The 20,224-nt window shown below is 34.5% G+C and carries 21 protein-coding genes, 1 tRNA gene, 2 rRNA genes and 1 pseudogene; 16 read left to right on the top strand and 9 right to left on the bottom strand.

All coding sequences use genetic code 11. The features are described 5' to 3' along the window. The 7 genes from F9279_RS20330 to tsaD form a co-directional block, all read left to right on the top strand. Positions 1-94: ribosomal RNA gene (locus F9279_RS20330) — 23S ribosomal RNA — on the top strand; the annotation flags it as partial. 74 nt (positions 95-168) lie between these two features. Next, positions 169-285: ribosomal RNA gene (gene rrf, locus F9279_RS20325) — 5S ribosomal RNA — on the top strand. 23 nt (positions 286-308) lie between these two features. Continuing rightward, positions 309-382: transfer RNA gene (locus tag F9279_RS20320), tRNA-Met, on the top strand. 160 nt (positions 383-542) lie between these two features. Beyond that, entirely contained in the window at positions 543-998 is a 456-nt protein-coding gene (gene tsaE, locus F9279_RS20315) for a tRNA (adenosine(37)-N6)-threonylcarbamoyltransferase complex ATPase subunit type 1 TsaE (protein ID WP_152116054.1), read from the top strand. Then, complete coding sequence (tsaB, locus tag F9279_RS20310; protein WP_152116053.1) at positions 995-1,708, top strand: tRNA (adenosine(37)-N6)-threonylcarbamoyltransferase complex dimerization subunit type 1 TsaB; 714 nt, start codon at positions 995-997, stop codon at positions 1,706-1,708. Before tsaE ends, tsaB begins: the two co-directional genes overlap by 4 nt. Before the next feature lie 2 nt (positions 1,709-1,710). Then, positions 1,711-2,157 (top strand): ribosomal protein S18-alanine N-acetyltransferase, encoded by a 447-nt coding sequence (rimI, locus tag F9279_RS20305; RefSeq protein ID WP_152116052.1) that lies wholly within the window; start codon positions 1,711-1,713, stop codon positions 2,155-2,157. Continuing rightward, the gene (gene tsaD, locus F9279_RS20300; RefSeq protein WP_193224648.1) at positions 2,154-3,185 is read left to right on the top strand and encodes a tRNA (adenosine(37)-N6)-threonylcarbamoyltransferase complex transferase subunit TsaD; all 1,032 of its coding nucleotides are present in this window, start codon (positions 2,154-2,156) and stop codon (positions 3,183-3,185) included. Before rimI ends, tsaD begins: the two co-directional genes overlap by 4 nt. A 198-nt stretch (positions 3,186-3,383) precedes the next feature. Here the strand turns inward: tsaD and F9279_RS20295 are convergent. Continuing rightward, positions 3,384-5,322, bottom strand: a pseudogene (locus tag F9279_RS20295) (ABC-F family ATP-binding cassette domain-containing protein). A gap of 194 nt (positions 5,323-5,516) precedes the next feature. Here F9279_RS20295 and moaC point away from each other — a divergent pair. Together moaC and F9279_RS20285 are read left to right on the top strand one after the other, a co-directional pair. Continuing rightward, on the top strand, positions 5,517-6,005 hold the full coding sequence (gene moaC / locus F9279_RS20290) for a cyclic pyranopterin monophosphate synthase MoaC (RefSeq protein ID WP_152116051.1): 489 nt from the start codon (positions 5,517-5,519) through the stop codon (positions 6,003-6,005). A 40-nt stretch (positions 6,006-6,045) separates the two neighbouring features. Further along, a complete protein-coding gene (locus tag F9279_RS20285; protein WP_152116050.1) occupies positions 6,046-6,714 on the top strand; it encodes a redox-sensing transcriptional repressor Rex in 669 nt (222 codons plus the stop codon). A gap of 62 nt (positions 6,715-6,776) precedes the next feature. On the opposite strand, the gene F9279_RS20280 is transcribed toward F9279_RS20285, so the two are convergent. Continuing rightward, positions 6,777-6,995 (bottom strand): YdiK family protein, encoded by a 219-nt coding sequence (locus F9279_RS20280; protein WP_152116049.1) that lies wholly within the window; start codon positions 6,993-6,995, stop codon positions 6,777-6,779. Then, positions 6,992-7,729, bottom strand: coding sequence for a CPBP family intramembrane glutamic endopeptidase (locus F9279_RS20275; RefSeq protein WP_152116048.1), 738 nt, complete (start codon positions 7,727-7,729; stop codon positions 6,992-6,994). The genes F9279_RS20280 and F9279_RS20275 overlap by 4 nt, the downstream gene beginning before the upstream one ends. Before the next feature lie 457 nt (positions 7,730-8,186). On the opposite strand from F9279_RS20275, the gene groES reads away from it, so the two are divergent. Next, the gene (gene groES, locus F9279_RS20270; protein WP_152116063.1) at positions 8,187-8,471 is read left to right on the top strand and encodes a co-chaperone GroES; all 285 of its coding nucleotides are present in this window, start codon (positions 8,187-8,189) and stop codon (positions 8,469-8,471) included. Positions 8,472-8,542: 71 nt separating this feature from the next. Further along, on the top strand, positions 8,543-10,177 hold the full coding sequence (gene groL, locus F9279_RS20265; protein WP_152116047.1) for a chaperonin GroEL: 1,635 nt from the start codon (positions 8,543-8,545) through the stop codon (positions 10,175-10,177). Positions 10,178-10,259: 82 nt separating this feature from the next. Here the strand turns inward: groL and F9279_RS20260 are convergent, their stop codons facing one another. Next, positions 10,260-11,471: a site-specific integrase gene (locus F9279_RS20260; protein ID WP_152116046.1), complete on the bottom strand. Its 1,212-nt coding sequence runs from the start codon at positions 11,469-11,471 to the stop codon at positions 10,260-10,262. Positions 11,472-11,732: 261 nt separating this feature from the next. Here F9279_RS20260 and F9279_RS20255 point away from each other — a divergent pair, with 261 nt between their 5' ends. Next, positions 11,733-12,071, top strand: coding sequence for a topoisomerase (locus tag F9279_RS20255; protein ID WP_226793763.1), 339 nt, complete (start codon positions 11,733-11,735; stop codon positions 12,069-12,071). 178 nt (positions 12,072-12,249) lie between these two features. Here F9279_RS20255 and F9279_RS20250 read toward each other — a convergent pair whose 3' ends face one another. Genes F9279_RS20250 through F9279_RS25330 form a run of 5 tightly spaced genes read right to left on the bottom strand, consistent with a single transcriptional unit; the run spans position 12,250 to position 13,497 of the window. After that, the gene (locus tag F9279_RS20250; RefSeq protein ID WP_152116044.1) at positions 12,250-12,579 is read right to left on the bottom strand and encodes a tyrosine-type recombinase/integrase; all 330 of its coding nucleotides are present in this window, start codon (positions 12,577-12,579) and stop codon (positions 12,250-12,252) included. Continuing rightward, positions 12,540-12,965, bottom strand: a complete 426-nt coding sequence (locus F9279_RS20245) for a recombinase family protein (protein ID WP_193224647.1) — start codon at positions 12,963-12,965, stop codon at positions 12,540-12,542. Before F9279_RS20245 ends, F9279_RS20250 begins: the two co-directional genes overlap by 40 nt. A gap of 13 nt (positions 12,966-12,978) precedes the next feature. Beyond that, positions 12,979-13,149 carry a hypothetical protein gene (locus F9279_RS25340; RefSeq protein WP_193224646.1) on the bottom strand — a complete coding sequence of 57 codons (171 nt, stop codon included), beginning with the start codon at positions 13,147-13,149 and terminating at the stop codon, positions 12,979-12,981. Positions 13,150-13,199: 50 nt separating this feature from the next. After that, positions 13,200-13,361 carry a hypothetical protein gene (locus F9279_RS25335; RefSeq protein WP_193224645.1) on the bottom strand — a complete coding sequence of 54 codons (162 nt, stop codon included), beginning with the start codon at positions 13,359-13,361 and terminating at the stop codon, positions 13,200-13,202. Further along, positions 13,336-13,497, bottom strand: a complete 162-nt coding sequence (locus F9279_RS25330) for a hypothetical protein (RefSeq protein WP_193224644.1) — start codon at positions 13,495-13,497, stop codon at positions 13,336-13,338. The genes F9279_RS25335 and F9279_RS25330 overlap by 26 nt, the downstream gene beginning before the upstream one ends. Before the next feature lie 657 nt (positions 13,498-14,154). Here F9279_RS25330 and F9279_RS20240 point away from each other — a divergent pair. Genes F9279_RS20240 through F9279_RS20225 form a run of 4 tightly spaced genes read left to right on the top strand, consistent with a single transcriptional unit; the run spans position 14,155 to position 20,195 of the window. Continuing rightward, positions 14,155-15,339, top strand: coding sequence for an MBL fold metallo-hydrolase (locus F9279_RS20240; protein ID WP_226793760.1), 1,185 nt, complete (start codon positions 14,155-14,157; stop codon positions 15,337-15,339). Between the two features lie 29 nt (positions 15,340-15,368). Then, on the top strand, positions 15,369-16,784 hold the full coding sequence (locus F9279_RS20235; protein WP_152116042.1) for an ABC-three component system protein: 1,416 nt from the start codon (positions 15,369-15,371) through the stop codon (positions 16,782-16,784). Further along, on the top strand, positions 16,781-17,344 hold the full coding sequence (locus F9279_RS20230; protein WP_152116041.1) for an ABC-three component system middle component 1: 564 nt from the start codon (positions 16,781-16,783) through the stop codon (positions 17,342-17,344). Before F9279_RS20235 ends, F9279_RS20230 begins: the two co-directional genes overlap by 4 nt. Beyond that, entirely contained in the window at positions 17,334-20,195 is a 2,862-nt protein-coding gene (locus F9279_RS20225; RefSeq protein ID WP_152116040.1) for an AAA family ATPase, read from the top strand. The genes F9279_RS20230 and F9279_RS20225 overlap by 11 nt, the downstream gene beginning before the upstream one ends. Positions 20,196-20,224: the final 29 nt, after the last annotated feature.

Genomic DNA, 20,224 nt, shown 5'->3' with positions numbered 1-20,224 from the left:
AGATCCCTGAAAGATGATCAGGTTGATAGGTCAGAGGTGGAAGCGCGGTGACGTGTGGAGCTGACTGATACTAATAGATCGAGGACTTAACTAAAATGATTACTCGGTTCTTTCTTCTTCTAAACATAATCTAGTTTTGAGGGAACAAACTCTCAAAAAATTAAATAGTCTGGTGGCGATAGCGAGAAGGTCACACCCGTTCCCATACCGAACACGGAAGTTAAGCTTCTCAGCGCCAATGGTAGTTGGAGGTTCTCCTCCTGTGAGAGTAGGACGTCGCCAGGCAAAGTTAATTTTATATTTATCGTCGCGGGGTGGAGCAGTCTGGTAGCTCGTCGGGCTCATAACCCGAAGGTCGCAGGTTCAAATCCTGTCCCCGCAATCAATAGTAAGAAGAAAATCCTTAGGAAAAAACCTAAGGATTTTTTTATTGTCAGTTTTTCTTTATAGAAATATAGAAAAACATCTGAGTATGCTTTAGACTATCCCATTAATTGAGTATAATAATAAATAGAATAGAACAATAAAAGTAGGAGTATTTTATGAAGAACTTTGAATGCTTAGTAGATAGTGCAGACAAAACAATGGAGTTTGCTGAAAAACTTGCTAGTTACTTAAAGCCAGGTGATGTCATTACACTAGAAGGGGATTTAGGAGCTGGCAAAACAACTTTTACAAAAGGACTAGCAAAAGGATTAGGGATAACTAGAACAGTTAATAGCCCCACTTTTACTATTATAAAGGAATATCAGGGTAACCTACCGCTATATCATATGGATGTATATCGGTTAAAAGATGCATATGAAGATCTCGGATTTGATGAATATTTTGAAGGAGAAGGTATTACGGTAGTTGAATGGGCTCATTTAATTGGAGAACAATTACCTAATGAATATCTACAAATTAATTTGTATTATAATCAGGATTCAGGAAGAAAAATTACGTTTCTTCCTAAAGGCGATAGAGCAATGCAAATATGTAAGGAGTTATTTGAATGAAGATTTTAGCAATAGATACATCAAACTTTGTACTAGGGATTGCTATTCTAGATGACGGAAAAGTAGTGGGAGAGTATATTACAAATTTAAAGAAGAACCATTCCATTCGAGCAATGCCAGCTGTAGAGCAGTTAATGAATGAGTGCAATATTACTCCTAAGGAACTCTCTAAGATTATTGTTGCTAAGGGACCAGGTTCTTATACAGGTGTTCGTATTGGTGTTACCATTGCAAAAACACTTGCATGGACACTTAAGATACCTTTAGTTGGTGTATCAAGTCTTGAGGTGCTTGCAGCATCCGTTGGTCGTTATTTTAATGGTTATGTTTCTCCATTATTTGATGCAAGAAGAGGGCAGATATATACAGGATTATATCAATTTTCTCCTTCTCATCATGAGATAGTGAAAGAAGATCAGTTGATTATGAATAATGATTGGGTTCAACAGCTTGAATATTTAAACCAGCCTATTCTATTCGTAGGTAATGATTTGCCAATTCATGAAGAATTGCTGAAAGATGCATTAGGGGAATTAGCTGTTTTCGCAGATGCAGTGGATTTCAATCCAAGACCATCGGTATTAGCTAAATTGGGAGTGGATAGAGAAGGAGAAGATATTCATCACTTTACTCCTAATTATATTCGCATGGTAGAAGCAGAGGCGAATTGGCTTGAAGCGAATAAAAATGCAAAGAAGGAAGAAAAGTGATAATGGAAGCATTTCAGTTACGATTGATGACCATTGAAGATATTGAAGATGTATACAAAATTGAAACAGTATCCTTTTCAACACCATGGAGTAAAGAAGCTTTCTATAATGAGCTGACTCAGAACCGTTTTGCTAAGTACATAGTCATTCAGTACAACGAAGAGCTAGTAGGCTATTGTGGAGTTTGGATTGTAGTAGATGAAGCACATATCACCAATATAGCAATTCTACCTGAATATAGAGGATTGAAATTGGGAGAGACTTTATTAAGAAAAATCATGGAGGAAGCAAAGACATTAGGTGCTAAATCCATGACTCTAGAAGTTCGTATGTCTAATATAGTAGCACAAAATCTATATCGAAAATTAGGCTTTCAAAATGGAGCCATTAGAAAGAAATATTATACCGATAATCAAGAAGATGCTTTAGTAATGTGGGTGAAAATATGATAAATAATGACGTAATAATCTTAGGAATAGAGACAAGCTGTGATGAAACAGCGGTTTCTATTGTAAAGAATGGTAAAGAAATATTATCTAATATTGTTGCTTCTCAAATTGAAAGTCATAAAAGATTTGGTGGAGTAGTTCCTGAAATAGCTTCAAGGCACCATGTAGAACAAATTACGCTTGTTATAGAGGAAGCATTGAATCAAGCAGAAGTCACCTATGAGGACATAGATGGGATAGCTGTAACAGAAGGACCTGGACTTGTAGGTGCATTACTCATAGGTGTTGAAGCGGCAAAGTCTCTTAGTTTTGCTACTGGTATTCCTCTTGTAGGAGTGCATCATATTGCTGGTCATATCTATGCAAACCAACTTGTGGATAACTTAGAATTTCCTCTTCTTTCATTAGTTGTATCAGGTGGGCATACGGAGTTAGTGTACATGAAAGAGCATGGTCATTTCGAAGTAATAGGAGAAACAAGGGATGATGCGGCTGGAGAAGCCTATGACAAGGTGGCAAGAACGCTTAAGCTTCCTTATCCTGGAGGTCCACATATTGATCGTCTAGCACAGACAGGAGATTCAAAGGCAGTGAAGTTGCCGAGAGCTTGGATTGATGGAACCTATGATTTTAGTTTTAGTGGATTAAAATCCGCAGTTATTAACACTGTGCATAACGCAGAGCAGCGAGGAGAAATTATTAAACCAGAAGACTTGGCTGCAAGTTTTCAAGCAAGTGTAGTGGATGTCTTAGTAACAAAAACGCTAGAGGCTGCTAGAGAGTACAAAGTTAAGCATGTAGTACTAGCAGGTGGAGTTGCAGCGAATAAAGGGTTAAGAGCAGCATTAGAAGAACAATTTAAAGATAATCCTATCAAATTGACTATTCCACCATTAGCTCTTTGTACAGATAATGCTGCAATGATTGCTAGTGCTGGTACGATTTTTTTTGAAAAAGGACAAAGAGCACCTTTAAAAATGAACGGTAATCCAGGATTAGATATCACTATCCACAATCATAGGAACTAAGTCTAAATTCCTAAAACGAAAATTTCCTTATCTTGTGTATAAATATGTTGAACTATACACAGGTTGTGGATAATGTTGATAGTTTTTTGTATTTCTGTGGATATTGTGTATAAATATGTGGAAAGCTTATATAATAGCTATTAACATGTGGATAATAATGTGGAAAAAAAGTACTGGGAAAAATCAACCCAGTACTTTTTACTTATCGGATAATTCGGTCCATTCATCCATAAGTATATCTATTTGTTCTTTGCCATTTTCTAGTTCTTTATTAAGTTGAATAACTTTCTCGTGATTTTGGAAGATTTCCGGATCACATAAAGCTGTTTCTATCTCTTCCACTTGCTCTTCTAACTGTTCAATTGTTTTTTCAATCTCTTCAATTCTTCTTATACGTTGTCTTTCAAGTTTTTTCGCTTCTTTATCCATTTGATAGGATGTTTTTTCTCCTGTATCTATTGGATTTTGGGAAGAAATAAAAGCTGTTGCCTCTAAAGCTTGTAGCTCTTCTTGTTCTAATTTTTTCTCCACATAGTAATCATAGTCACCTAAATACTCTGTTGAACCATTACCATCTAATTCAATAACTTTTGTTGCGATTCGATTTATGAAATAGCGGTCATGGGAAACAAATAGAATGGTACCTGGATAATCAATAAGTGCATTTTCTAGTACTTCTTTTGAATCTAAATCTAAGTGGTTTGTTGGCTCATCTAATATAAGAACATATAAGAACATTAGGCTTTTCCATCATTAATTTGGAGAGTGCTAAGCGAGCCTTTTCTCCTCCACTAAGAGAGTTAACTATTTTTAAAACATCGTCTCCAGAAAATAAGAAGTTGCCTAAGACAGTTCGAATATCTTTTTCTGGTGTTAGTGCGAAGTCATCCCATAGTTCGTTAATGACCTTTTTATTTGAATTTAATTCGGCTTGTTCCTGATCATAGTAGCCAATCATAACATTAGAGCCAAATTGTATAGAACCAGCGTGCTGCGGTAGTTTATCTATTATGGTCTTTAATAGTGTAGACTTACCAACTCCATTAGGACCAACTAGGGCAATTGCATCTCCTCTGTTCATGGAAAAAGTGATATTTTTGGAAACAGTTTGGTCTTTATACCCTATAGAGAGATCGCGAACCTTCATGACGTCATTACCTGTTTGCTTTATGATATCAAAGCCAAAGGAAGCCGATTTCTCATTACCATCTGGTCGATCTAACCTATCTAGTTTTTCCAACGTTTTACGTCTACTTTGAGCTCTTTTCGTTGTAGAAGCTCTTGCTAGGTTCTTCTCAATAAATGTTTCCAGTTTGGCAATTTCGTCTTGTTGCTTTTCATATTGCTTCATATCTCTTTCATAATTTGCTGCTTTTTCATCAAGATAAGCACTATAATTACCAGTAAATCTTAGAATATGGTTCCTTGAAATTTCATAAACCTGAGTAACGACTTTATCGAGAAAATAACGGTCATGGGATACAATAAGAACAGCACCTTTATAGCCCTGTAAATATTGTTCTAGCCAGGAAAGTGTCTCAATGTCTAGATGGTTAGTAGGCTCGTCCAAGATTAGAATATCAGGAGTTGTGAGTAAGAGCTTTGCTAAAGCTAGTCTAGTTTTTTGTCCACCGCTTAATGTGGATATCTTGGTACTATAGTCGAAATCGTGAAAGTTTAATCCGTGAAGAACAGAACGTATATCAGCTTCAAACTGATAGCCACCATTTTCTTTAAAGTTATATTGTAGCTGATCATATTCTTTTAAAATTTTATCAAATCGATCAGGGTTTTCTATCACGGCTGGTTTCGACATCTGACTTTCTAATTCTCTTAGTGTTGCTTCCTGGTCTTGTAGGTCTTTAAATACAGTTAACATTTCATCCCAGATAGAAAGACTTGATTCTAATCCAGTATTTTGAGCTAAATAACCAATCTCAACATTTTTCGGTTTAATAATTTCACCAGAATCAAAGGATAGATGACCAGCAATCATTTTTAATAGTGTAGATTTACCTGCACCGTTTCTACCAACTAAGGCGATGCGATCTCGTGTTTGTACTTCTAATTTTATATTTGATAAGATAAGTTCAGCTCCGAAGTACTTGGAAAGCTGGTTTACTTGTAATAGTATCATGATATAATTCACCTCTAGGTTTTCTAACCTAAGTGTAACTCATATAAGCAATATCCTGCAATAAAGGAGCCGAAGAGCTACTTTCTATATGTAAATTAAACTCCATGTGGATAAGTGGAAAAACAGAGGAAAATAATGATAATAAATACACAATATCGAAAAAATAGTGTATCATTTTGCATAGAGGTGTTATTATGGGGGATTTTACACACTTTAATAAGGAAGGCCGAGCGAAAATGGTTGATATAAGCGAAAAAAGTGAAACCGCTCGCATTGCAATTGCTACTTCAAGTATTAAAGTAAGTAAAGAGATATATGAGAAAATCACAAACCAAACAATGAAAAAAGGGGATGTATTAGCAGTCTCACAAGTAGCAGGCATTATGGCTGCGAAAAAAACAGCAGATATTATCCCAATGTGTCATCCTATTATGTTAAAGGGTGTTGACATATCCTTTACGTGGGAGTTATTAAAGGAGAGTTATCACTTATTTATTTCTGCAACCGTGAAAACAGTAGGAAGTACTGGAGTGGAAATGGAGGCATTAACAGCTGCTTCCGTGACGGCATTAACGGTTTATGATATGTGCAAAAGCATGGATAAAGGAATGGTAATCGGTCCTACTTTTTTAGAAGAGAAATCTGGTGGGAAAAGTGGCGATTACAAAAGAATAGATCAGTAGGGGAACAAATCCTAATTACAAAGGTAGGTAGGGGATAAGTATGCATAACGAGGTAATGAAAATACCGCAGGCAACAGCAAAGCGGTTACCATTATATTATCGATTTTTAAAAAATCTGCATTCATCAGGCAAACAAAGAGTCTCATCAGCAGAGCTAAGTGAAGCGGTTAAAGTAGATTCAGCAACCATTAGAAGAGATTTCTCATACTTTGGTGCTTTAGGAAAGAAAGGGTATGGCTATAATGTCAATTATTTACTGTCCTTTTTCCGTAAAACATTAGATCAAGATGAATTAACTAAAGTAGCTCTTATTGGGGTAGGGAATCTAGGGGTAGCTTTCCTAAAATACAATTTCTTAAAGAATAATAATACAAAGATTGAAGTTGGCTTTGATATTGTAGAGGATAAGATTGGAACAATGGTAAATGATGTTCCTATATTCCACATGGATGAGCTAGAGAAAGTGATTAAAGAAAATGGAATTGAAGTGGCAATATTAACGGTTCCAGCTAATACTGCACAACCAATTACCGATCGTTTAGTAGAGAGTAATATTAAGGGAATACTGAACTTCACTCCAGCACGTTTAACGGTTCCACAAGGAGTGAGAGTACATCATATTGATTTAGCAGTAGAATTGCAATCTCTTGTTTATTTCCTAAAGCATTATGCAGAAACAGAAGAAACAGAAGAAACAGAAGAAGATTAAGAAAAAAATGCGTGTATAAGAGTGTAGCGCTTGGCTAAGTTCTTATACACGCATTTTTTCTTTTATTTTGTTTTTTTACTTTCTGCTTGTTTCTTTTTTAAGAAAAAGTGAAAAGCAATTAATTTAACCCCAGACCCAATATCAAAGGTAGCAAGGATAACGAGTAAGTATGTATAGAAGCCCCATTCTTGATTGCGACTTAGATCTTCTATAGCAAAGTAAGTAAAAAGCGCTCCGAAAAGAATGTAAAGCGTTCCGGAGAATAAAGCGGATCTTCTCATTTAAAAAGGCCTCCAATAAATTGTGTTACTCCCGAGTATTCTTCTTGCCACTTTATTATCTTGTCATAATTCAACTGAATAATGACGACTAGTGTATTCATGGATACATGAGCAAAAATAGGCACGAGAATTCTCTTGGTTCTTACATATAGGAATGAAAAGGTAAAGCCCATACTTGCATATAGCAATATGTGTGCAAAGTCAAAATGTGCTACAGCAAAGATAAGAGAACTAATTAATGCAGATAAAAAGTACCCGAATCTTTCATAAAGTGAGCCGAATATAACTTTCCGAAAGACTAGTTCTTCTAATATTGGTCCAACAATGCTAACCACTATAATAACAAAAGGAGCGGCATCAATAATGGTCATTATTTGTTCTGTGTTTTCAGAGCCTGCTTCTATCCCAATAAGTTGTTCAATCATGCCTGCGATGCTTTGAGCAAATAAGGATAGAAATACCCCTCCAATAGCCCAACCAATGGCACTAGGAATACTAGATACATCTTTTCGCATAGGATTTTGCATTTCTTTTCGTAATATGAAAAGACAGATGATTAATGTTACGATAAAGCTAAATATCAACCAAGACACACCTGCGTTAAATTGTACTTCTCTTTCTGTAGCATCATAGCCGATTATGCTAGCTATAAAGAGAAACAGCGGAGTTCCCACATAGGTGGAAAGTTGCATGGCAATATAAGAAATTAAGATAATCCAATATTCTTTTTTCAAAGTATAATAGCTCCTTTAAATATGATGATGAGATGAAGATGGAACAAATTGTGATGGTAGTTTGTTCTTATTATATTTGTAGATAATGACAATCATACTTTCTATTCTACTAATAAGTATAGGAATGTTTCAAATAGTACCACTTATGAAAGAGTAATTTCTCCAAACATGTTGATTTCTCCTTATAAGAAGTCTAAATGCTTAGGAGTTTAGTTAACAACATATGTAATTTTTTTAAAAATCTAATTTACTCTTAGAAATAATAGGAATAATTGAGAGAGCTAGGTATATACTGTTTAAGGGTTGTGAGCGTGTCTCTATTTTTTTTTGGAATTCGAAGGCTTGTCTCTTGCAAAATGGAAAAAGATTCATTAATATAATAATTGTGTTAGCACTCGTAGATGATGAGTGCTAATAAGAAACTATTTTGTATATATATTTGAGGAGGGTGTTTCACTTGTTAAAGCCATTAGGAGATCGTATTATTATTGAGCTTGTTGAAACAGAAGAAAAAACTGCAAGTGGTATCGTATTACCAGACTCAGCTAAAGAAAAGCCTCAAGAAGGTAAAGTATTAGCTGTAGGAACTGGTCGCGTACTAGATAATGGTGAGCGTGTTGCTCTTGAAGTATCTGTAGATGACCTTATCATCTTCTCAAAATACTCTGGCACTGAAGTTAAATATGAAGGCAAAGAGTACTTAATTCTTCGCGAAAGCGACATCTTAGCTATCGTTGGCTAATTACATTTTAACATAATACTTAATGAATAAAAAAATACATGAACTTAAATTACTAGAGGAGGTTTTTCAAAATGGCTAAAGATATTAAATTTAGTGAAGAAGCTCGCCGTGCAATGCTACGTGGGGTAGATGCACTAGCAGACGCTGTTAAAGTAACACTTGGACCTAAAGGACGTAACGTGGTTCTTGAGAAAAAATTCGGTTCACCATTAATTACAAATGACGGTGTAACAATTGCTAAAGAAATCGAATTAGAAGATGCTTTCGAAAACATGGGTGCAAAACTAGTTGCTGAAGTAGCTAGCAAAACAAACGATGTTGCTGGAGACGGTACAACAACTGCAACTGTTTTAGCTCAAGCTATGATTCGTGAAGGTCTTAAAAACGTAACTGCAGGTGCAAACCCAATGGGTATCCGTAAAGGGATGGACAAAGCTATTGCAACTGCTATTCAAGAATTAAAAGCAATCTCCAAACCAATCGAAGGTAAAGCTTCTATTGCACAAGTTGCTGCAATCTCAAGTGCTGACGAAGAAGTTGGACAATTAATTGCAGAAGCTATGGAACGTGTTGGTAACGACGGTGTTATCACAATCGAAGAATCTAAAGGCTTCACAACTGAATTAGACGTAGTAGAAGGTATGCAATTCGATCGCGGATATGTATCTCCTTACATGGTTACTGATTCAGATAAAATGGAAGCAGTTCTTGATAATCCATACATCTTAATTACAGATAAAAAGATTTCTAACATTCAAGAAATCCTACCTGTATTAGAGCAAGTTGTACAACAAGGTAAACCATTATTAATTGTTGCAGAAGACGTAGAAGGCGAAGCTAATGCTACATTAGTATTAAACAAACTTCGCGGTACTTTCACTGCAGTAGCTGTTAAAGCTCCTGGATTCGGTGATCGTCGTAAAGCAATGCTAGAAGATATCGCTGTTTTAACTGGTGGTCAAGTAATCACAGAAGATCTTGGCTTAGAGCTTAAAACAACAACTATCGATTCTCTAGGACGCGCAGCAAAAGTAGTAATCACAAAAGAAACTACTACTATTGTTGAAGGTGCTGGTGCTACTGAAGACATCCAAGCTCGCGTAAATCAAATCCGTGTTCAATTAGAAGAAACTACTTCTGAATTCGATCGCGAAAAATTACAAGAACGCCTTGCAAAACTTTCTGGTGGTGTAGCAGTAGTTAAAGTTGGTGCTGCAACAGAAACAGAATTAAAAGAACGCAAATTACGTATCGAAGACGCTTTAAACTCTACTCGTGCTGCTGTAGAAGAAGGTATCGTAGCAGGTGGTGGTACAGCACTTCTAAACGTATACAATAAAATTGCTGCTATCCAAGCAGAAGGCGACGAAGCAACTGGTGTGAACATCGTTCTACGTGCTATCGAAGAACCAGTTCGTCAAATCGCATTCAACGCAGGTCTAGAAGGATCTGTAATCGTTGAGAAATTGAAAAATGAACCAGTAGGAACAGGCTTCAACGCTGCTAACGGCGAATGGGTAAACATGATCGAAGCTGGTATCGTTGACCCAACTAAAGTTACACGTTCTGCATTACAAAACGCAGGATCTGTAGCTGCTATGTTCTTAACTACAGAAGCAGTAGTTGCTGATAAACCAGAACCAGCTGGTGCAGGTGCTGGAATGCCTGATATGGGCGGTATGGGTGGAATGGGCGGCATGATGTAATAAGTGCCTCCAACCCTTGATATGACTGGGTTTGTAAGTAAGATGAGAGTGGAATGCTAACATTTTGCTAACATTGAGGATATTAATCGAGGCTTCTCATAAGTTCACTGAACTTTTGAGAGGCTTCTTTTTTCATTTCTTGGGTAACGTGAAGGTACACATTTTTCGTGATTTGATCATCAGTATGACCAAGCCTGTCCATGATTTGTTCGAGTGAGACACCAGCTTCGGCTAGTAGCGACGTATGTGTGTGTCTTAAACTGTGCGGAGTCAAATCTTCATTTAGGCCAGCTATTTTAAGTAGCCTTTTCATTCGGTCTCGCACATTTTTAATCACGATGGGATAACCAAATTGTCGTTCCATTTTGGCAAATATGAAATCTTTGTTGTAGTAATTTGCTCCAAGTCGCTTAATCACTTGGCTTTGAACGTTTTTATGTTTCGTCAATGTATCTATCACCTCTTCATCCACAATGATTCTTCTTCGTGACTTCCTTGTCTTGGGTGTCACAAGCTGATACTCTAAGGCATTATTCTTCGGATTATAATACGTCTTGGTAATGCTAATCGTATGATTAATGAAATCTATATCTTTCCACTTGAGAGCAACCAGTTCGCCAACCCGAATTCCGGTGTAGGCTAAAATTAAATACGACAAATAGTCATGCTCCAGACCGTAATTCTTGGCTGTTTTTAAAAACAGGGCAAGTTCTTCTTTTTCAAGGTACTTTGGAACTTCCTCTTCCTCCAACTGTTCAATCGTTTTCTTATCCTTTTTAACATAAGCAAACTCAGTAGGATCCTTCTTAATCAGCTCCAACTCAAGTGCCTTTCGAAAAATCATTCTTCCTGTTCGATTAATCCCTTCCCTTGTACTATCCGAATATCCTTGATCTTTTAAATCATTTAACGCATCTTGATACATTTTTCTGGTAATGTCCTTTAATTTTAGCTGAGAGAAATAGGGCAAAAGCTTGCCGATCTCATGTTCTCGCACTCGAATGGTTCCGGGTTTTACATCTTTTGATTCGCTGTAAACAGGAAGCCACTCTCTTGCAAATATGCTAAAAGTTTTATCTGTTTCCTCTAAATATGTCCCTTGGTTAAGTTCGTGAATTAGAGTGGCAGCAGCTTCTTCGGCTTCCTGTTTAGTAATAAAGCCGCTTTTTACCTTTTGTTTTCTCTTCCCAGTGATTGGGTCCAAACCTATATCAATGGTGAAAGCCCACTTTGAACCACAAGCACATTTTTTCTTATCGCAAGTACAGTTTCGCCGGTAGAAATGTCCTTTCATCGAATAACCTCTCTTTCCATTTCTTACTGTTACAAGTGTCCATTATGTCCTATTAGAAAGTAAATAATTCGTTATGTAATAAACAGGTTGAAACGAAATTTTATCATTTTCTATAAATTCCCGGTATAATTATTGTGAGATTATTCCAGTATGACCAGTTAAAGAATAAGAAAATAGGTTAGAGGTTAATTTGTTGTTTTAATTAGAATAATTATATAAATTTTGGGTAGTTCTGAATAGAAGGGGAGATGGTTTATGGTAATGGAAAAAAACGATGTTGTTAAATATGTAAAAGAAAACGAAACTGCTACACTAGAAAGGGTTAGTCAAATACTAGATAAGGAAACCAACTTACAAAGTTTTAATGGAATTATTGGTGGAAAGAATGCAACATACGAAGTCGATCCATTAGAATATGATACACCTGAAAGCTATATAGAAGCATGGATGCTAAGTCATCAACAAAGGTACAACGACGAAAAACACTTCTCCTATTCAAAGTCTTCACACAGAGTATATAATTTGTTGCAAGATAGCTTTGTTAAGAATTTTATTGAAAATTACTTAGCAAGAACATATTTTAAGAAACATGAAAAATAAATGAGATGATTTTTAATAGTATTTGGGGACTCCAGTTGCCCCATTGTGTTCAACAATAATTGGCCTGATTTTTACTCTATATGTACCAGAATTAAAACTAATCCGACAAAACAAGAAAATTGTCGGATGAATTTGGGAATGTGAAAAGTCTATGTAGCTTGAAAGCAAGTATATGCTTTCAAGGTTTTCTTTTTCTAATGCTTCGCACCAAATTACTAAATTTGTTAGAGGCATTCTTTCTTCTATGGCTTGTTATATGGAGATACACTTTTTTTGTTATTTCATCATCTTCATGGCCTAAGCGATCCATAATTTCATCTAATTCCACTCCTGCCTGAGCAAGAAGCGATGTGTGGGTATGGCGTAATGAATGTGGAGTAAGTTTTGAATTTAATCCACTATGTTTTAGTAATCGTTTCATTCTATTTACGACAAATTTAGTTAATATTGGGTAACCGGGAAGGTGATTTAAATTTGTAAAAATAAATCCCCTGAGAGACCGTACCATGTTTCTAAGAACAATTCTTTTGAGAATGGTGGAGCATCCGATGCAGTAAAAACAACTTCAACCTCATATTCATAAAACTTCTTTACGATATAAATATATTCGTAGACATTTCTAGCAAGACGGTCTCTTTCATACACAACCACTCGTGAAATCATTCCATTTTCAATAATTTTTAACATACGTCCAAGGGCAGGTCTGTTTTCCATTGAAAGTTTTGTTGCAGAAACATCATAATCAGTAAATTCTAATGTGTTTTCTTTTGGAGTATCACGTAGGTATTCTGCGTTTGTTTCGCTTTGTAGCTTGAGGTCTTGTCCGCCAGAACTAGTACGCTTGTACTCTGCCGTTTTTTTCTTTACTAAGCTTCTCTTGATATTTCTTTGCATATGGTACTTCCTTTCAGTTATTCTTGAACTCATCCAGAGAATCCTTTAGGAACAAACTGATTAGTGGAGGATCGACTGGCAACGAATCAATTACCAGTTTTTCAAGCAATCGATATAGGATGACAGCCGACTCCTTCGGTAATTCCTCTGAATAAGTAATACTCGTAATCTTAGGTTTATGCATAGTTATCCCTCCTGTTCAATTGTCTCCATTATGAACAGGAAGAAATCTTTTTATTCTTTCTTATCAGTAGAGTTGGATTCACTCATGACAAATGGTAACTCTAGCTGTAAAGCAATTGCCTTATTTGAAGAAGTTGAATTCAAACTCCGTGGAATAATAACTGGCCGTGTGGTACTTCCCGGTAAATTAAGATCCTGAAATATTTTGTGCATCACGAATCCTCCTTTGAAGTTTAAGGAAACCAGATATAATTTCCTTTGAAACTCCTTTTTTTTCACATTCATCATAAATTTTGAAAATATCTAATTTAAAAGATGTATTTTCCTTAGTTTCTTGTTTTTTTGTCATAGGTTTCTTCCTTTTTATTATTTTGACTAAAAAGCCGCAGGACTGGTTATCTCAAGAGTAGATAACAGCATGAAACCTGCGGCGTTCGCTTGTTATAGTTCCTGTATTTAGTTGAATAGAATTAACCGGTTATTCGGAAATCATTGTATCTTATGATTTGAACCATTTTAATAGTAAATCGTAATTTTATAAGAATTTTTTGTTGGTAAAGAAAAAGGAGAAGCTACTCAATTGGTAATCTCCCTTTTTGATATTGATAATAAAGATATCGATAACAATTTTTGAAATAGTTTATAATAAATAATTTATTCAATTGTAGGTATATAAAAAACTTTAGTTTGTACGTTTTCAAGAGCCAATACAATTTTAATTATCGGTAACTTTTGGTAAAATATATATAATAGGTGTCGGATTTTGGAGAAGATTAGCACATTTTAGATAAAGAAATGATATTTTTGAGGAACCCAAAAAGGGCTAATAGGATAATTAAATTGCTACACAAATATGGGGGCATCAGCAAGATGTAAGATGTTAAAGAAATTAGGTGGTTTACTTTTAAAATGATTGTTAGTGTAGTAGGAAATCTTAGAATTATTTATAAACCACATAATTTGAAGAAATTAGGAGGTGAATTGTATCAATACTATAAGAGTTGAAATGTTTCCAGCGAAAAATGGAGATAGTTTCTTAATTAGTTTCTTAGGTCAATCCACAAGAAATATTTTAATTGACTTAGCATATCCACATACATATAGAAATTATGTTAAACCTAAACTTCAAGAATTACACTCGAACGGAGAATCGATTGACCTAGTTATTTTTACACATATTGATCAAGATCATATTCAAGGTGGAATTACTTTTTTTAGGGAGAATGGGGATAGTAAATCTCCTAAGATTATTAGTGTTAAAGAAGTTTGGCATAATAGTTACCGCCATCTTTCAATTGGAAATGAGAACATCACTTTAGAAGAAAATGATGTTGAAAAAATAAAAAAACGTGTAGTATATGTTGACGACAGCGAAGAAAAAAGTTCAATAAAAATAAGTGGAAAACAAGGGACACGATTAGGAGCATTGCTAGAGATGAACCAATACCCTTGGAACACATCTTTTAATAGTAAAGCCATTTCCTTTTCCAATATATCTAAAAATATTGCAGAAGATGTAAAAATTTATGTTTTATCACCTACAGAAGTACAATTAGAGTCATTAAAAAGGGTATGGTACAAGGAACTACGTCGAATGTTTCCTACTCTACCATTAACAGTCGATACGGTATTTGATGATGCTGTAGAGTTTATTTCCCAGAATCGTGAGTCAACGGGAGTTGCTAATAAGACAGAAAAGGTTTCTTCGACAACTAATATTGTTAAATTAGTAGAAAAGCCATTTCAAGAGGATCAAGATGAAATTAATGCAAGTTCAATCACTATAATCATAGAGTATTATGGTAAAAAAATACTTTTTTTAGGCGACGCCCCTCCAACTCTAGTAGAAGAACAGCTAAGGAAAGTATATGGAGAAAATCAATTTCCAATATACTTCGATTTAATAAAGGTTTCACATCACGGTAGTGAAAATAATACAAACAATTCATTAATGAAACTTATTGATTCTAATAGATATCTAATCTCTACAAATGGAAAGATCCATGGTCATCCTAATGAAGCTACTATTGCTAGGATTGTAGTTAGGGATTCCAAAGATTTAAAAAGAGAATTATACATGTCTTATCCAACAGAGACATCCAAACTTTTTGATAAGAAGGAATGGAAAGAGAAATATAATTATGAGATACACACAGCTACAATGGGAGAAATTACTGTAATTGAATTTTAAAGTAGTAGTTAAAGTGGGGAAATATTGAAATGAGACCAGAGTTTAAACAAGCTGTAGCACAATTAGAATGTGGATCAGATAGTATCGGGACAGCTTTCTTAGTAGCAGAACAAAGGGCTATAACTGCTCGTCATACAATAGATGACTATTGGGAAAGTGGTGAAAAAATCAGTCTTATTTTCTTTTTTCAAGGTAATCGTAAAACAGTAGAAGCCAAAGTTATTTACCCTGAGAAACCATATGTTGGATTAGATATAGCCATCCTTGAGATTTTGGAGCCAGTGGCAGAGATAAATCCATTAATAATCTCTACATCTGAAGTCATACCAGAAACTAACTGGTCGGCGTATGGGTATTCGACTACAAAACGTGATACGGGAGAACTCTTTTCTGGAATAGTCAAGCAAACTAATATACCGAATGTGGAGGATGGAAAATATGACCTAGACCTTTCTTGTGTCCATCCACAAATTATTGACATTAACTATAAGACAAAAGGTGCTTCTGGTTCCCCAATTTTAATAAATGATAAAGTAGTTGGAGTGATTAGTGACAAGATTTATGGCGGTTCTATGGGTGGGGTAAGTCTCTATAGTTGTTTAGAAATATTAAAAAAGGAATTAGGGTCTATTGTAGAAGAAAATGACACTAACAATAGAATGATCTTGGATCAAACTGGAAAAGGCTATCCTGTATATGGGCCAGTTAGTTCTTCAGGCTTTGCACAAACGGCTACTTTAACAACACTAGAAATTAAATTAAGGCAAGCTAGAGAAACAATAATCCAACTTGTAAAAGATTTTCCAAAAGATTCACACTCCGTTTTATATCAGAGGTTAGATGAAGTAGTTATGGGGCTTACCAATCTAGGTCCTAGTGACCTTGATAATTACTTAAAGCAATACAGATTCCCCTTCCAAATTGATTCTGGTGATTATGCAGGACTGGAACAACTTATTGAGATACTTACTTTAATAAAGTGTAAGTTCCCAGATATGGAGTTTGTGTATAATGATCAAACTGCAAACCTCAGTGTAGATATCGATCAAGATTATTATAATTTTTTGGTTTATGCAGTAAGAAGACATACGAAAATGCCTGAGATTTTGTTAGAAATAGTTCGTACTAGGTTGAAAACCCCAACTGGAAAAAAGGCAGTTCAAAGAGGAGAGGTCATTTTACCTTACCCAATAATAATGGATAACTGTAGTGGGCATAAAAAAGTAAACCTTTGTAAAAATTGTCAATCGGAATTTTCTTTTGAAAACATAATAAAAAGTTATTGCGCCTCGGACGATGAAGGATACTTTTCTGGGATAGAAAAAAACAATCTAGGTTTGTTACAAGAGATAAAAGTTCTCTGTGCAAGTTGCCTGCGTGATTTACATAATGAAGTAGACAATTTGGATGGCTTACTACAACGAATAGAGGAAATGATAGTATGATTAGTGATTTATATTCATTATTTGAGAACTATGGAAAGCTCCAAAAATTTACTCAACTTGAATTTGCTTATATAGATAGAGTATATGCATCTCCAGAACAAATTTTTGGAATTGCAAGTTTTGAAACAGAGGAACAATTATTAGATAACTGGGAAAAATCGGCTGATGAATTGGCAGTAAAAATTCAAGGGCGATTAAATGGGGATTTAAGAGATTTAAAGTGGGATATTTACTTGATTTTATTTGTTCAGCAATATGATATTTTAACTATTAATCGTAAAGTTATTGAAAATGATCGCCAGTACTTCAAGAAAATAATTCTAACTATGAAAGACCATCCCTTCTCTCAAAAACTACCTTTAACGTTAGAAATCCAGTTAGAAGATGAACTTATTGTTTTTAACGACTTCCACTTCTTACAGGAATTAAAAAATCATCTGGAAACAGATGTAATTGAAAGAATTGGAAGTGGTTTTTTTGAGGGGGACTATACTGCGGAAGATACATTAAAAAAAATAGTATCGCCTTATGTAGATAGAGGTGAAAAAAATGAAAATTAAATCTCTAACCTTAGAAGCATTCAGGGGCTTTCTTGATAAAGTAACATTTAATTTTCAAGACGCAGATGTTTTATTGCTATACGGACCTAATGGACATGGTAAGACTTCAATATTTGATTCAATTGAATGGGTATTAACTGGAGAAATTCATAGGTTTAGTGTACCTACAGATGAAAGAAAACGTACTCGCTTTATTCGAAATCTTAATGCAGATGTTGACCAGACGACGTATGTAACTCTTGTGTTACAAATATCATCAAGTAGAATAGCTGAAGTAACAAGAGTTTGTACAGTTAAACAAGCTGATACCACGGACTATGGGAAATCTACGCTAAAGATTTCAATAAAAAACCCTAGTGGATTTCAGAAAGAAATAAATGGTGATGAAGCCGAAATGGTCCTGCAGAATTGGTTAGTAAAGGAAGCGTGGAGGGATAATATTGAAGATACTTCTCGAATTATTGCTTTAACACATATATTGGGCCAAGAAAAGCTAAATGAGTTCGTTAGAGGAATGAAAGATGGAGACAGGTATAATTCTCTTTCAGTTTTGTTTGGAACAGAGCATTTCTTAAAATATAAAGACTCGTTTAAAAAAATATCAGATTTATTAAAAATTCAAATTCAACAAAGAGAAGGGCAATTACAGGAAGTTCAGCATTCAATTAATAGTATCGAAGAAAGTATTAGTAAACTCAATAAGAAGATATTACTTAATGATAATATTTCTTTAAAAGAAGTCTTATCCCCATATTTGGGATACTTTAATAATATAAAACAAGCATATGAGCAAGAACAATGGCAAGAAGTAAAGAAAATTTGTGTTCAAAACCAAGAAATGTTGAAGAAGGAACGCTACAAATTAGAGAATACAACATATCAATTCAAAGAAGCTAAAGGACTACTTGATGGATGGAGAGAAGGAAAGAAATTTTTAAATGAACTCCCTGCTAAAAGGAAAACATTGAATCAACTTATAATGTATAAAGAGAAATTAGACAATGTTGAAAATCTTCTTGAACATCTGCCTAGGTTTATTGAAAGTTCTGAAAATAGAGTGAGAATGACAAAAGAGGTTCAAGAATCAAAGTTAGCGGCTGAGGAATATATACGCGCAGCAACTGAATTGGAGGATTTCGTAAAGGAAATAAGACAAATTTTACAAAATATTTTAGAGCAAAAGGAGTTCTCGCAACTTCCTAAAATATCTCCATTATCTAATACAGAAGAAAAAATCAGAAATGAAATCTTAAGTTATATATATAATTTGAAGAGTACTAACCAAATTTTAAATAACTTAGAGATAAGTATAGAAATGAATTCAAGGAATCTTAAAGTATTGGATGTATCTATTAAAGACCTTCAAGGGATTGATACTAAATACCAAATCTTCCTAAATGCATTAAATGAATATATTTCTGTGCAGACGGATATAGATTATTGTCCAGCTTGTGGAACCAAAGGTATATCCGAATTAGTTCTGAAAAATCGAATTGCAAAAGAACAAGAGAAGATGAACGAAACTCTTCCGGAGTTAGAGAAACAATTTTTAGAGACTAAAAATCAATTAGATTCACAGGATAAAGAGCTACAGCGATTAAGGGAACAACAAAATAAAGAAGAAAAAGAAATAAAAAAATTGTTAGTTTCTCTTGAAAAAAAGGCTATGGATAACAGAGAGCTTTCAAATAAAAAGAAGAGTTATGAACAGCAACTTTATAATGAGATGCAAATAATGGAGAAATTTTTAACGAACTTTCAATTAGATGCAAAAAAACTAAATATAGATACTGATCAGTTTAACTTAAAAGAGAGGTTAATTAGTTTAAAAGAACAGTTACAATCTCATCTATCTTCACTATCTGTAGAAGATCGTGAAAATTTACTAAATAAAGTGAAAATTTTTGATAGAAAAGAGCAACAAACTGAGGAAGATATAAATAGGTTCATTAATAAATTGTCATTATTAGAGTCAAATTCAACAAAGATTGACAAGTTTGGTGAAGAGGAAGTTCTCATCTTTTTAGAAGATGTCTCTAAGAAACATGCTATAGCACTCTCTAGCCTAGAGCAAAAGGAAGAAATATCATTAAAAGTTCTAAATGCATTAGAACATGCTAACGATGAATTACAATTAGTTGAGTTTCAAGCAAATTTGGAAAAACAACGAGAGTACTTTGAAACAATCACGAAGGAAAAGAACGATATAAATAGTGATTATAAGGCAGTCCAAAGTGTTATTGATAATGTAAAAAATGCTTTAGATGGGCTTAATAATAAGATGATGGATCAATTGTTTGATACGGTTGGGGGAATTTTCTCTCATATAAACTCCCATCCAATGTATAGTAAAGTGAAATTTTCAAAAGAACATAGGAACAGGGCATATAGGCTGCTTATATATGTATTAACCGGACAAGTGGACGCTGAGGTACCTGCTAATGCGTCATATATCTTTAGTTCTGCTCAAATAAATACTATAGCATTATCATTTTTTATTTCTATGTCTTTACATCAAAACTGGTCACCATTACAGCTAATGGGAATGGATGACCCCATTCAAAGTATGGACGAAATAAATACATTAGCATTTATTGATTTAGTCCGGCTATTTATAGAAAAGCATAATAAGCAAATCATTATTTCTACACATGATCATACTTTCTACAAGATGATGTTGCGTAAATTTCGCTTTCAAAATGTAGCAGTTATTGAGTATGAGGGATACAGTCAAAATGGCCCATCTATAAGAAGGTATGCAAATGATGGTACGGAGTTAATTCAGTATTATCAGAAAAAGAATATTGAAGAATTAACACAAGAACTAATTAAAGTAGATCATGTTTTATAGTCGAGAAAATCCAAGTAATTCAGTTCTGA

It is taken from the genome of Bacillus sp. B1-b2, assembly GCF_009183415.1.
Classification (GTDB): domain Bacteria; phylum Bacillota; class Bacilli; order Bacillales; family Cytobacillaceae; genus Niallia.
This window is presented reverse-complemented; position numbering and strand designations above follow the sequence as displayed.

Bases quoted from the DNA above. Each gene is read 5' to 3' on its own strand.
- F9279_RS20280 (WP_152116049.1), bottom strand. From the start codon at position 6,995: ATGAGAAGATCCGCTTTATTCTCCGGAACGCTTTACATTCTTTTCGGA.
- F9279_RS20225 (WP_152116040.1), top strand. From the start codon at position 17,334: ATGAAAATTAAATCTCTAACCTTAGAAGCATTCAGGGGCTTTCTTGAT.
- F9279_RS25340 (WP_193224646.1), bottom strand. From the start codon at position 13,149: ATGCATAAACCTAAGATTACGAGTATTACTTATTCAGAGGAATTACCG.
- rimI (WP_152116052.1), top strand. From the start codon at position 1,711: ATGGAAGCATTTCAGTTACGATTGATGACCATTGAAGATATTGAAGAT.
- F9279_RS20240 (WP_226793760.1), top strand. From the start codon at position 14,155: ATGTTTCCAGCGAAAAATGGAGATAGTTTCTTAATTAGTTTCTTAGGT.
- F9279_RS20230 (WP_152116041.1), top strand. From the start codon at position 16,781: ATGATTAGTGATTTATATTCATTATTTGAGAACTATGGAAAGCTCCAA.
- tsaD (WP_193224648.1), top strand. From the start codon at position 2,154: ATGATAAATAATGACGTAATAATCTTAGGAATAGAGACAAGCTGTGAT.
- moaC (WP_152116051.1), top strand. From the start codon at position 5,517: ATGGGGGATTTTACACACTTTAATAAGGAAGGCCGAGCGAAAATGGTT.
- F9279_RS20245 (WP_193224647.1), bottom strand. From the start codon at position 12,965: ATGCAAAGAAATATCAAGAGAAGCTTAGTAAAGAAAAAAACGGCAGAG.
- F9279_RS20235 (WP_152116042.1), top strand. From the start codon at position 15,369: ATGAGACCAGAGTTTAAACAAGCTGTAGCACAATTAGAATGTGGATCA.
- F9279_RS20250 (WP_152116044.1), bottom strand. From the start codon at position 12,579: ATGGTACGGTCTCTCAGGGGATTTATTTTTACAAATTTAAATCACCTT.
- F9279_RS20285 (WP_152116050.1), top strand. From the start codon at position 6,046: ATGCATAACGAGGTAATGAAAATACCGCAGGCAACAGCAAAGCGGTTA.
- F9279_RS20255 (WP_226793763.1), top strand. From the start codon at position 11,733: ATGGAAAAAAACGATGTTGTTAAATATGTAAAAGAAAACGAAACTGCT.
- F9279_RS25335 (WP_193224645.1), bottom strand. From the start codon at position 13,361: ATGCACAAAATATTTCAGGATCTTAATTTACCGGGAAGTACCACACGG.
- F9279_RS20260 (WP_152116046.1), bottom strand. From the start codon at position 11,471: ATGAAAGGACATTTCTACCGGCGAAACTGTACTTGCGATAAGAAAAAA.
- groL (WP_152116047.1), top strand. From the start codon at position 8,543: ATGGCTAAAGATATTAAATTTAGTGAAGAAGCTCGCCGTGCAATGCTA.
- F9279_RS25330 (WP_193224644.1), bottom strand. From the start codon at position 13,497: ATGACAAAAAAACAAGAAACTAAGGAAAATACATCTTTTAAATTAGAT.
- tsaB (WP_152116053.1), top strand. From the start codon at position 995: ATGAAGATTTTAGCAATAGATACATCAAACTTTGTACTAGGGATTGCT.
- tsaE (WP_152116054.1), top strand. From the start codon at position 543: ATGAAGAACTTTGAATGCTTAGTAGATAGTGCAGACAAAACAATGGAG.